The following is a 13146-nucleotide window of genomic DNA, read 5'->3' as shown; positions in this document are numbered from 1 at the left end:
TTATAGAGTCTCAATTTTGAGGTAGAATCAAAACATGATATTATCATCAAACCCTTATAATAATAGGAAGGAGTATTACATGAATTCAATAAATAAAGTTAAGCTCTGGGAAGAGATCCTAATCATACCTACTTACAAAGTACATCCCCCAGAGAAAAGTCCTCTATTCCTTGAAAGAAGAGCCTATCAGGGAAGTACCGGTAAGGTATATCCTCTGCCAGTAACAGAAAAAATCTCAGATGTGAAAGAAGAAGTTAGTTATAAAGCTGTATTTCTTGAAAATGAGTACTTAAAAATTATGATTCTGCCGGAGCTCGGAGGCAGAATACAGCGTGCTTATGATAAAACCAACGGATATGATTTTGTCTATTACAATCACGTGATCAAGCCGGCACTGGTCGGTCTTACCGGTCCTTGGATCTCCGGCGGTATCGAGTTTAACTGGCCGCAGCACCACAGGCCCTCTACTTATTCACCGGTAGACTATTCTCTTTGTGAGAACCAGGACGGCTCTTCTACGGTTTTTATCAGCGAAATTGATAAAATGTATGGTACCAAGGGAATGGCCGCTATTACACTCTATCCCGAAAAAGCATACATCGAAATAAAAGGACAGCTCTACAATCCTACTGATCTGCCGCAAACCTTTCTTTGGTGGGCTAATCCTGCCGTGCCTGTTAACGATGATACTTACTCCGTATTCCCTCCCGATGTGAATGCAGTAATGGATCATGGAAAACGTGCTGTATCAACCTTCCCTATAGCAACAGGTGAATATTATAAATGTGACTATTCTGCCGGCGTGGATATATCACGTTACAAAAATGTCAAAGTACCTACTTCCTATATGGCTGCCCATTCTGACTACGACTTTATCGGTAATTATGACGAGAAAAGAGAAGCTGGTCTGCTTCATGTAGCTGATCATCATTTTTCTCCCGGCAAGAAGCAGTGGACTTGGGGAAATGGTGATTTTGGAAGAACCTGGGATAATAATCTCACCGACAGTGACGGACCTTATATTGAATTAATGACTGGTGTATTTACAGACAACCAGCCTGATTTTACCTGGCTGAAACCTCACGAGGAAAAAACCTTTGTCCAGTATTTTATGCCTTATAAAGGTGTAGGCAGGGTTGGCAATGCAACCAAAGATGCTGCAGTAAGCCTGGAACAAGGCCAGGAGGGTACGGCAATCTTAAAAGTATATGTCAGCGGTATTTACAATCAATCCTCTGTTAAAGTGACGGTCGGCGACCAGATATTATCAGAGACCACGGCCAATCTCACACCGGAGAAATGTCTTACAGTAGTGTTTACAGCACCCCAAAAGCTATCAGACTGTAGTATCACTGTCAACTGCGATAATAAAACCCTGGTAAGTTATAAGTTGTATGAAAAAGAATTAAAACCCATTCCGGAAGCAGCTGAACCCATGAAAGCGCCTGCTGATATGAAATCTCTTGAAGAGTTATATCTGGCCGCTTCTCATCTGGAACAATACCGTCATGCCACTTATGATCCTGCCGATTACTATCTGGAAGGTTTAAGACGCGATACTACGGATATCAGAATAAATAACGGATATGGCCTTCTCTTATATAAACGGGGTTTTCTAAAAGAAAGTATCCCTTACTTCGAAGCAGCCATCAAGAAACAGACCTGGAAGAATCCTAACCCTTATTCCGGGGAGTGCTATTTCAACCTGGGTCTTGCCCTCGCAGCAGTAGACAAAGAAGATCTGGCATATGATGCCTTTTATAAATCCACCTGGAGCGCTGAAACCATGAGTGCAGGTTTCTACTGGCTTTCCTGCCTTTCTGCCAGAAAAGCCTGTTACGAAGAAGCTCTGGAATTTGCAGAAAAATCCATGCTTCATAACTGGCATAATATGAAAAGTAGAAATCTGAAAGCAGCACTGCTTCGTAAACTCTCCAGAGAGAATAAAATATTCCTGGAAGAAAGTCTTGTGATAGATCCCTTATATATGGGTTGTATTTTTGAGAAAGCCCTGCAGGATAACTCTCTCGCTTTCTTTATAGAGAGAATGCGTCAGGAAGCGCACAATTACCTAACCCTTTCTCTTGATTACATCAATGCGGGCTTATATGAAGATGCGGTAATACTATTATCCTTATGCCAGGACAATAATCCTCTTTTATTCAGCTATCAAGGTTATGCCAAATATAAACTGGGCTTAACAAAAGAAGCTGCTGCCTTCTATGAAAGAGCGGAGGGCTGCCCCGGAGACTACTGCTTCCCTAACCGGATTGAAGAAATTAAAATTTTAGAACATGGAATCCAATTACTAAAAACTGCTCCAATGGCACATTTTTACCTGGGAAATCTCCTTTATGATAAAAAACAGTATGAACAGGCTGTTTATCACTGGGAAACCGCTGTTACTCAAAAAGACTCTCTGTCCATGGCATACCGAAACCTGGCTATTGCTTACTTTAACAAAGAAAAAGATAATCAAAAGGCATTGAAAGCCATGAATAAAGCTCTTAGTCTTGATCGTAAATATCCGAGATTTCTCCTGGAATATGACCAATTGGCAGCAAAAGCAAATATACCGGTAAAGGAACGTCTGAAAATGCTGGAATCAGATCTTTCCGTGACCAAATCCCGTGATGATCTATATCTGCGCTATATCACACTGCTTAATTGTACCGGACAATACGAGGAGGCTATTAAAGCATTGACTTCCCATCGTTTCCATCCCTGGGAAGGTGGAGAAGGAAAGGTCAGCTCCCAGTACCGGTATGCTTTGATTCAATCTGCTGTCAGTTTAATAAATTCAAATAAACCGGAGGACGCCTTGCCTTTATTAACTGCTTCTCTTAATTATCCTGAGAATTTGGGAGAAGGTAAATTGCCCAATGTAGCGGACAATGAAGCTCATTATTATTTAGGTGTGTCCTATCGTAAACTGGGAAGGGAGGAAGAGGCAAAGAAATATTTCGAGCTTGCAGCAACAGGACCAACAGAACCGGGAAGTGTGCTGTACTATAACGATCAGCCATCTGATTTTATTTTCTACCAGGGACTGGCAAATAAAGCCCTCCAAAGGGAAAATGCTGCCTTAAAAGCATATCACCAGTTGATAATTTACGGCGAGAAACACTTATTTGATAAAGTGTCCTATGATTTCTTTGCCGTGTCACTGCCGGAAATCGAAGTGTTCCAGGATAATATACAGTTACGAAACATCCAGTACTGTAATTATCTGCGTGCTTTAGGTAATTTAGGACTTGGTAATAAGACAGAAGCTGCACTTCTGTTACAGGATATCCTGGTGAAACAAGATGATTATCAGGGTGCTATTTGTCATAATAAATTAGTATAACAATAATTAGTCTAACTGAGATTGTCAGGCTTTCTTTCGTACAATGCTTTAAGATAAACTATCTGTCTGCTGCCATAAATCTCTTATCTCTTCTGGAGCACCGTTCATCTTATGGACATTAACCTTGAAAGCCTGACAAGAAATCATCAGTAATATTCTTTTTGATCTGCAACTAAGTCTTTAAACAATTTTAGCAAGCTCACGTAATGTTCTTGAGGAATTGGTTACTTCATCTGTTACGGAAGTGATTTCTTCTGTGGAGGCTGCCTGGGATTCAGCTATAATATTGGAGTTATGGATCTGCTGTTCGATTTTTTCAATATAGTTCTTAATTTCACTTAAAGTAGCAGATACTTTCTTGGCAGAATCAGAGCTTGATTGTGCCAGCTTTCTGACTTCATCTGCTACTACACTGAATCCTCTGCCGGCTTCTCCGGCTCTTGCTGCTTCAATAGCGGCATTTAATGCCAGGAGATTAGACTGAGAAGCAATATTTTGAATTGTAGACAGGATCATATCGGTATCATTAATTTTTTGTTTTGCTGCTTTCGTCGTATCAACTACCTCTGAAATGGTTCCTTTAAGCTGCACGGAACCAGAAGCAATTTCTTCGATACTAGAATTAATCTGCTGTAAAGAATTAAATATTATCTCTGTTGAATTCTGCAATTCAGAACGTTTCTCCAGGCTCTTAGCTATCCCTACAGCACCAAGCACTTTACCAGCTTCATCAAGAATGGGATAGCAGATTGCCTGAAACACTATTCCCAAGGCTTCTTTTGGAACTATCTGGGAGATCACATTTTTGTTTCTCATTGCCAGACGTAAAGGATCCTCTTGTTGAATTACATCTCCAACCTGTAATTGTAAGGGTAATATGGGATTGGGCCAATATGCCAGAAATTTCTCATTATCTGTTATAGAAACTGCTATATCTTCTTGTACCAGATCCTTTAATAACGGCAGTACATCAAAATACGATTTCATAATATTATCACTCATGTTATTCTCCTTCTTTCATATCATTGCATTACATAAAACGTAAGCGTTTCATAATACTTTCTGCATTCATAATACTTTCTGCATTCATAATACTTTCTGCTATTAGAATCCCCAATTTATGCTATATCATTATTCCAGTAACACACCTTACTTATTTCAGCATATTACGACATGAGACCTCATGTCAATAGGACAAATTAATTGCAAACAAAAACAGGCAGAAAATTTGTACTCATTCTCTGCCTGCAAAATATAGAATTATATCTAAAAAAGATAATTTCTAGGATAACCTCATCTTGAAATCCTCATAACCAAACTCCTTAATGAGCTGAGTGCCTTTATCCGGGCTCCACAATGCAATGGAGGGAAGTCCCATTCCGTTAAAGGTATTATTTTTAACCATAGTATAATGCCCCATATCACAAAAAACCAATGTATCCCCTACTTGCAGCGGTTCCTTAAAGGAATATTCACCAATCACATCGCCGGAAAGGCAGGTTGGGCCCCCAAGACGGTATGTATAAGCATATTCTCCGGGTTTTCCGGCACCTATTACCTCCGGTCTGTAGGGCATTTCCAGTACATCGGGCATATGGCAGGCTGCAGAAGTATCCAGAATAGCCAGGTCCATTCCATTCTTTAAAGTATCCAGGACTCTGGCAACCAGAAAACCGGTATTTAAAGCCACTGCTTCACCAGGCTCTAAATAAACTTCCACGTTGTATTTATTCTTAATAAAAAGAATGCTCTCAATCAGTATATCCAGATCATAATCTTTTCTGGTTATGTGGTGTCCGCCTCCGAAATTAATCCACTTCATTCCTGCTATATAAGAGCCGAACTTCTCATCTACTACCTGCAAGGTTCGTTTCAGCACATCGGAATTCTGCTCACACATTGTATGAAAATGCAACCCTTCTATTCCTTTTAGCTCCTCAGGTTCAAACTGCTCTAAGGTTACACCCATTCTGGAACCGGTAAAGCAAGGATTATACATATCTGTCTCAATTTCAGAATATTCCGGATTGATGCGGATTCCGCAGGAGATATGCCTGTCACTGCCTTCAACCAAAGCTCTGTACTTTTTCCATTGAGTAAAAGAATTAAATACAATATGGTCACTGAGTGAAATAATCTCCTCCATTTCATCTTCTCTGTAAGCGGGTGAAAAAATATGCACTTCACCCTCCATCTCTTCTCTTCCAAGCTTCGCCTCATAGAGCGAGCTGGCAGTGGTTCCCTGCAGATAATTTCCGATCAGGGGATAGACAGAAAACATGGAGAAGGCTTTTTGAGCGAGAAGTATCTTACAGCCGGTTTTATCAATTACATACTTCAAAGTTTCAAGATTTTTCTTCAGAAGAGTTTCATCCATTATATAAACCGGTGTTTTTAAGCTCTTCGGATCAAAGTTTAATACATCGGACATTATTCTACCCCTTTATACTGCCAAAGCAGTATTGCCATATCGAAACAGACGAAGAGTCGCCTGCATGGCATCCTTTCTTAAATATTCATTACGACTGGCACTGTGTTTTGGATAAATTTGTTAATATCAGTGCCGGATATATGCTTTTAGCACTGCAAAGGCTCAAGCCACAGAGGTTCTCCGCCAGGTAGCAGGCTTACATCATTGCAGAGTTTAACACAAGCTGTTATTTCACTATTGCAGGCGTTCAGCCAGTCTTTAATGCCAGTCCAAATTAGTATCCAATATTGCGTACAATACGCACGAAGCGGAACCTTACAACCGTTAAATGAGTTTTCAGTCAAAGCTACATGACTTAACAATGTACGAAGAAGTTCAAAATGAATTCCTGGGAATACATCTTGAACTTCTTTGAAAATACTGTTCATACCTCGTGTGCTGAACCTTTTATCGCCAACTGATTGTAAAGGTTACTGTGTATTAATCCACCAAATCAGGTGTATGTGTTTCTTTCCAGGGCAGTCCGCAGCGATTTAACTCCTCCATGAAAGGATCGGGATTGAACTCCTCAACATTGTATACACCAGGTTTCTTCCAGAGTCCCTTTAAGACCATCATGGCTCCTATCATTGCAGGTACACCGGTTGTATAAGAAATTGCCTGAGAACCGACTTCTTTGTAGCATTCCTCATGGTCACACACATTATATACATAATACTTCTTTTCTTTGCCGTCTTTTACACCCTGGTAAATGCAGCCGATATTGGTCTTTCCTTTCGTTCTGGGTCCTAAGGATGCAGGATCAGGAAGCACTGCTTTTAAGAACTGCAGGGGTACAATCTGTTTTCCTTCGAACTCAATCGGCTCGATTGAAGTCATACCTACGTTTTCCAGTACTCTTAAATGAGTCAGGTATCTTTCAGAGAAGGTCATCCAGAAACGGATTTTCTTAATTCCTTTTATATTAAGCGCAAGGGATTCCATTTCTTCATGATGTAACAAATACATATCCTTTTCGCCGATTTCAGGGAAATCATAAACACGCTTAATGGACATAGGCTCTGTTTCAATAAATTCTCCGTTTTCGAAATAGCTGCCGTTTGCAGTAACTTCACGAATATTGATTTCGGGATTAAAATTAGTAGCAAAAGGATATCCGTGGTCGCCTGCGTTAGCATCCAAAATATCTATCTGATGTATTTCATCAAACTCATGCTTCATGGCATAAGCGGAGAATACTCCCGTAACACCAGGGTCAAAGCCGCAGCCAAGTACAGCTGTAATACCGGCTTTCTCAAATCTTTCCCTGTAATCCCACTGCCATTTATATTCGAATTTTGCGGTATCCAGAGGCTCATAATTCGCTGTATCCAGATAATCAGTCTTTGTTGCCAGGCAGGCATCCATAATAGTGAGATCTTGATAAGGTAATGCTACGTTAATTACAATATCCGGCTTATAGCCTTCAATCAGCGCAATCAGTTCCTGTGTATTATCAGCATCTATCTGAGCCGTCGTAATTTTTGTAAACTGGTCTTTTCCGTAAAGGGGATTGCTTCCCTGTTCCTTCTCAATTTTTTCCTTGTAGGCATCACATTTGGAAACAGTTCTGCTTGCAAGAAGGATTTCTGTAAATACATCGGGGTTCTGGCAGCATTTGTGGATTACTACTCCGGCTACTCCACCGGCACCGATAATTAATGCTTTTGACATAATAGGCCCTCCTTTGTGTAGGTAAAATATATTGGCTAAATCAACTGATTTTATTTATATTAGTATGGATTATATGAGCTTAACTGCTTTTCGTCTAATGCTCTTTGTATCATTCATTTTTAAGTTATTGGTCAGACTCATTCAATTGCTCTTTAATATAATTCGGAATTGCAAAGGAACCCAAATGGAGTTCTGTATTATAATATCTGGTTTTTAACCCTAATTTATTCCATTCTTCCGCTTTTAAATCCTTCACCGGGTCATATTTCTTGGAAGCAAAACCAAAAAGCCAATGACCTGACGGATAGGTTGGTATATGAGCCTGGTAAATCCTGGCCACAGGAAAGGTATCATGAATTCTCTGATGAGCTCTTATCATGGACGCTGCATATGAAGAGTAATACATACTCTCATGCTGGTTAACAAGGATTCCGTCCTCCTTCAGGGCTCTGTAACAGTTCCCGTAGAATTCTTTGGTAAATAAACCTTCACCAGGTCCGAAGGGATCCGTTGAATCAACAATGATAAGGTCATACTCACCTTCTTTTCCCCTGACAAATTTAAGTCCATCTTCAAAAAATAAATGTACCTTAGGGTCTGTCAGTCCACAGGCTGTACGTGGAAGATATTCTTTACACAGCTTAACAACCTCTTCATCAATCTCCACCATATCAATGTGCTGAATTCCTTTATAACGAAGAAGCTCTCTTATCGTTCCTCCGTCTCCCGCACCGATTACCAGAACCTTCTTAATATCCGGGTTAACCGCCATAGGTACGTGTGTTATCATATCATGGTAAATAAACTCATCCTTTTCTGTCACCATAAGATAACCATCCAGGGTAAGAATCCTTCCAAACTCTTTGGACTCAAAAATATCAATTCGTTGAAAATCGCTTTGTAAGCTTACCAGCTGTTTATCGATTTTAATTGAGAAACGTGCTTCCTCTGTATGATTTTCCGTATACCAAAGTTCCATTTTTACTCCATTCCTGCACCTGCATATTGTGCGTCCACTACATTGATATTGTTAACTGCCATATCCTCTGTACCGGTTAGAAGGCAGCCCTTCTCTTTGGCATAAAGAATATAATCAACGATATCCCCCGTAATTCTTTCACCGGGTGCCAGGATAGGAATGCCAGGCGGATAACACATTACAAATTCTCCGCAGATCTTACCTACCGTTTTCTTAATGGGAAGAGGTGTCTTTTCACTGTAAAATGCCTGCTGAGGCGCAATTACCACATCCGGATTAATGTATTCATGATCGAACATTCCGGATTGATCTTCTTTGCCATAAAGTCTCTTAATCTCAGAAAGAGAAGCAATCAGCCGCTCTATTTCCATGGCACGATCGCCGGCAGAAATAATGGCCAGGAAATTGCTGATATCACCGAATTCAATCTGGATACCATATTCATCTCTTAAGAGGTCATAGACCTCAATACCGGCCAATCCCACATTTCTGGTGTGAACAGACAGCTTAGTGGGATCAAAATCAAAAATATAATTGTAATCAATCAATTCATTGCCAAAAGCATAATAACCTTCCAGCTTATTGATCTCAGTTCTTGCATATTCTGCATATTTTACGGTTTTTGCAAAAAGTTCCCTGCCATTCAGACTTAGATTTTTTCTTGCAATATCCAGTGATACCAATAAAAGATAAGAACCGCTGGTGGTCTGGGTCAGATTAAGCACCTGTCTTACATAGTGTGGATTCATACTTTCCCCACATAAGAGAAAAGAGCTCTGTGTCAAAGACCCTCCAGTTTTGTGCATACTGACTGCCGCCATATCAGCACCTGCTGCCATAGCAGAAACCGGCATATTATCACCAAAATAAAAGTGGGTTCCATGTGCCTCATCCACCAATACTTTGACCCCCTGCTCATGAGCAAAGGAAACGATTCCTCTAAGGTCGGAGCAGACACCGTAATAAGTTGGATTATTCACAAGAATTGCCTTGGCATCAGGATTCTCAGAAATTGCCTGCTTCACATCCTCTAAGGACATTCCAAGTGGTATTCCAAGTTCTTTATTTACACCAGGGTTTACGTAAACCGGTATTGCACCACATACAACCAGTGCATTTATGGCACTGCGATGAACGTTACGGGGCATAATTATCTTATCACCTGCTTTACACACAGACATAATCATTCCCTGTACCGCTGCAGTCGTACCGTTTACAATAAAAAAGGCGGCCTCTGCTCCAAAAGCATCGGCTGCTATCTGCTCTGCTTCACGAATTACAGAAGTAGGATGGCAAAGGTTGTCCAAAGGTTTCATGGAGTTCACATCCACCTTCATACAGCTCTCACCTAAAAATTCTGTCAGCTCCTTGTTTCCTCTTCCGCCTTTATGACCGGGAACATCAAAGGGTACTACCCTGTTCCCTTTATGCTTTTTCAAAGCTTCAAAAATAGGCGCTTTTTGCTGAAGGAGTAAATTCATGTCATTCCCTCCTTCACTAATATATATTCATACCGCTGAATATCTCTATCATCTCTTTGCGAAGGTTGCTGGTAATCTCAAGCCTGTGCTTGGGCGTCAACTCATACACATCCAGATTGAAAAGATAATTCTGCAGTTCAATTTCTTTAATGAGCATCTTTGTGTGAAAAATATTGGATTGATATACATTCACATCAATTGCGTCGTATTTGGTCAGTGTTACATCGTCAATATAATCCTGAATCGAAGTGATATCATGATCGATGTAGTATTTTTTGCCCTCAACATCCCTGGTAAAGCCCCTGACTCTATAATCAATGGTAATGATATCCGAGTCAAAACTACCAATCAGATAATCCAGCGCATTAAGCGGTGATATTTCGCCGCAGGTAGATACGTCAATATCTACACGAAAAGTGGATATGGAGTTATCAGGATGATACTCCGGAAACGTGTGGACTGTAACATGACTTTTATCCAGGTGTGCATGTACCGTATCTCTTAAATGATCCGTGTATTTACCCTGGTTGCATGATTCATCGATATGCTCTGAAGATAAATCTCCCTCTGCAATCAAAATATTTACGGATGCACCCTGAGGATCGTAATCCTGTTTCGAGATATTAAGTATATGTGCCCCAATCATCTCTGTTACATCACATAAGATTTTTGTTAATCTTTCGGAATTATATTGTTCATCAATGTATGCAATATAATCCTTTTGCTCTCTCTCACTTTTTGCATAGCAAACATCATAGATGTTGAAGCTAAGTGTTTTTGTGAGGTTGTTAAAGCCATACAAAGCCAGCTTTTTCTCCAACCCTAACATCACAACCTTTCTCTTACATAATCGGTTTACATTGTAGCATGTTTGAAAGCAAAAATCAATGTGATTTTCGATAAGGTTTTATAGAATACACGTAAAGTAGAATCTCGTATCCCCTCCACCTATAACTGACTTTTTCAGAACAGAAACTACACCTGTACGGATCTTGAAAAGAAGCACTTGTGTTCAGCCTCAGCAGCTTCCTTACAGAGTTGTACACAGGTATTGTCATCGAACAAACTACGGAAAATAAAAAAAGCCGATGCATAAGCAGGCTTTATCCAGTACATTTAGAATCCCTCTGTCTGTTATAAAAATAGCAGATAACACAGCAAACACAAGAAAGTAATACTTAAAAAATGACTAACGTTATACTTTTTTAATACCTTCCTGCATTTACTGTATACCTGGTAAAACTCTTATCTGTTCTTATTATCTCTTGATTTTCATAGAATAACCTGATATTTTCTTTTTAAGAGCTAATTTAATTAATATGATTCATAAAATTATCCCATATCCAACAAAAAAAGAAAGCGAGGTGATACTCAGTGCTTGGAATACTAATCGGTTTATGCTCCTTTTTACTGATCGGGCTGTTTCATCCCATTGTAATTAAGGCAGAATATTATTTTTCCAGGAGAATCTATCCTGTATTTATCCTGGCAGGCCTTTTGTTCCTGGCTGCTTCCTATTTTACTGCTCATACTTTTTTCTCTGCTATTTTCGGCGTAACCGGCTTTTCCTGCTTTTGGAGCATCAAAGAGCTGTTCGAGCAGGAGAAGCGAGTGGAGAAGGGCTGGTTTCCCAAAAATCCCAGGAGAAAATAGTTATGCTGCTTCCATTACTGAAGGAAAGCTCCATTTCTTTGAAGGATTTCTCTTAATTCGCTGATATCAACCTCTCTTACATCCATGTTTTCTTTCCTGGCTGCCAGCCTTGCAGCTGTTCCAGCTGCCTGTCCTGTCACCATACATACGGGCATTACTCTTATACTGCCCTGTATGATATGCTCGCAGGCTATCGTCCTGCCTGCCACGAGAAGATTTCCAAGGTTTTGGGGAATCAGGCTTCTGTAAGGAATGCCATGGGATTCACCGTCACCATATGCCTCCCAGCCTTCCTCCCCATTTTTCTCCCCTTTAAGAATGCTCTCTCGCTCTTCAGGACCGTGATGAACATCCAGGAAATAACAATTGCGTCCAATTTCATCCGGAAACGAGCGGCGTTCCTTATAGTCCGCTAAGGTGAGCTTATATTCCCCAATTATTCGCCTGGATTCCCTGATTCCCATTGAGAAAGCTGTGGCAGCCAGAAAAGAGCCTCCAAAAACTTCCGGAAGATATTCTTTTAACCCTTGATGATATTGGTACGCCAGCTGCCTGCCTTTTATCAGTGCTTTTGAAACGCTGAATGGCTCTGTTGCATCGACCTCCCATATATGTCCGGCATTAAAACCTATGGCACCTGGTCCGATGACGGAATTGCAGCAGTGGGGATCCGTTACCAGCGGATATTTTTCTGCTCTTGCAATCTCATAGGCTGCACAATCCGGGTTCTGCATATGCAGAAAAGGTGAGTTGCGATAATAATAATCATCTACATTCGTAATCATAAAGCAATGGGTGGACGGCTGTACTTTATGACTGCCCTCCTCACCAAACTCAAAATCCAAACCTGCCATAGCAGCAATATCGGCATCCCCGGTGCAATCAATGTACACCTTCCCTTTATACGCCGTAATTCCTGCTTTGTTGGCTGTTACCAGATACTCTATCCTTCCCTGAGCCTTAGGAGCTGCAATCACCTGTGAGGAAAATAGAACCGTCACACCGGCATCCACAACCATTTCATCATAGACTCTTTTCAGGACTTCCGGATCAATCGGCACCCAATCCAAGTCTCCTGCTCCAACATGCCTCATACCCGCCTTTGCTTTCTCGAATACCTCCAGGGCAATCCCCCGGTATACAACCTTTGTCCTGTCGGAAAAGGGGCACCAGGCAGGTACCAGTCCATTGGTACCCATCCCGCCTAAAGCAGTGGCAGCTTCCAGCAGCAATACACGGGCTCCTTCCCTGGCAGCTGCTATGGCAGCCGCACAACCAGAGGGCCCTCCGCCTGCTACAATTACTTCATATTGATCGTTTATGGGTATTTCCTGTGAAAATCTTATGTTCATAGCGCCTGCCTCCGTCTTCTAATCTGTCTTTTTAATACTTTTCATAAACTATCGTCATGATAGCAAGGAAGAAATGTTAAGCTTACAAAGCTGATCCTTATCATAGAGTCTGAAATCGCAGCCTCATCAGTTTTGTTTAAGACTAACACTATCTTCCTTCCATTGGGATTAAGAAAAGCAGGAGTCTT

At 40.8% G+C, this 13146-nt stretch carries 9 protein-coding genes and 1 pseudogene; 2 read left to right on the top strand and 8 right to left on the bottom strand.

Going from position 1 to position 13146, the window contains the following annotated elements; genetic code table 11:
- Window positions 1–79 precede the first annotated feature (79 nt).
- Entirely contained in the window at window positions 80–3349 is a 3270-nt protein-coding gene (locus tag R2R35_RS23320) for a DUF5107 domain-containing protein (protein ID WP_317732241.1), read from the top strand.
- A gap of 180 nt (window positions 3350–3529) precedes the next feature.
- On the opposite strand, the gene R2R35_RS23315 is transcribed toward R2R35_RS23320, so the two are convergent.
- The 6 genes from R2R35_RS23315 to speD all read right to left on the bottom strand — a co-directional run bounded on the left by R2R35_RS23315 (window position 3530) and on the right by speD (window position 10773).
- On the bottom strand, window positions 3530–4351 hold the full coding sequence (locus R2R35_RS23315; protein ID WP_317732240.1) for a methyl-accepting chemotaxis protein: 822 nt from the start codon (window positions 4349–4351) through the stop codon (window positions 3530–3532).
- A gap of 280 nt (window positions 4352–4631) precedes the next feature.
- The gene (gene nspC, locus R2R35_RS23310; protein WP_317732239.1) at window positions 4632–5780 is read right to left on the bottom strand and encodes a carboxynorspermidine decarboxylase; all 1149 of its coding nucleotides are present in this window, start codon (window positions 5778–5780) and stop codon (window positions 4632–4634) included.
- 480 nt (window positions 5781–6260) lie between these two features.
- On the bottom strand, window positions 6261–7493 hold the full coding sequence (locus R2R35_RS23305) for a saccharopine dehydrogenase family protein (RefSeq protein WP_317732238.1): 1233 nt from the start codon (window positions 7491–7493) through the stop codon (window positions 6261–6263).
- A 124-nt stretch (window positions 7494–7617) separates the two neighbouring features.
- Window positions 7618–8472, bottom strand: a complete 855-nt coding sequence (gene speE / locus R2R35_RS23300; protein WP_317732237.1) for a polyamine aminopropyltransferase — start codon at window positions 8470–8472, stop codon at window positions 7618–7620.
- A gap of 2 nt (window positions 8473–8474) precedes the next feature.
- Window positions 8475–9953, bottom strand: a complete 1479-nt coding sequence (locus tag R2R35_RS23295) for an aminotransferase class I/II-fold pyridoxal phosphate-dependent enzyme (RefSeq protein WP_317732236.1) — start codon at window positions 9951–9953, stop codon at window positions 8475–8477.
- Between the two features lie 16 nt (window positions 9954–9969).
- A complete protein-coding gene (gene speD, locus R2R35_RS23290) occupies window positions 9970–10773 on the bottom strand; it encodes an adenosylmethionine decarboxylase (protein ID WP_334309134.1) in 804 nt (267 codons plus the stop codon).
- Between the two features lie 554 nt (window positions 10774–11327).
- Here speD and R2R35_RS23285 point away from each other — a divergent pair.
- Window positions 11328–11606 carry a DUF4491 family protein gene (locus R2R35_RS23285; RefSeq protein WP_317732235.1) on the top strand — a complete coding sequence of 93 codons (279 nt, stop codon included), beginning with the start codon at window positions 11328–11330 and terminating at the stop codon, window positions 11604–11606.
- Between the two features lie 14 nt (window positions 11607–11620).
- Here the strand turns inward: R2R35_RS23285 and R2R35_RS23280 are convergent, their stop codons facing one another.
- Window positions 11621–12958, bottom strand: a complete 1338-nt coding sequence (locus R2R35_RS23280; protein ID WP_317732234.1) for an FAD-dependent oxidoreductase — start codon at window positions 12956–12958, stop codon at window positions 11621–11623.
- A gap of 41 nt (window positions 12959–12999) precedes the next feature.
- Window positions 13000–13113 (bottom strand): annotated as a pseudogene (locus R2R35_RS24785) (hypothetical protein); the annotation flags it as partial.
- Between the last annotated feature and the right edge of the window lie 33 nt (window positions 13114–13146).

This window comes from Anaerocolumna sp. AGMB13020, assembly GCF_033100115.1.
GTDB lineage: Bacteria > Bacillota > Clostridia > Lachnospirales > Lachnospiraceae > Anaerocolumna.
This window is presented reverse-complemented; position numbering and strand designations above follow the sequence as displayed.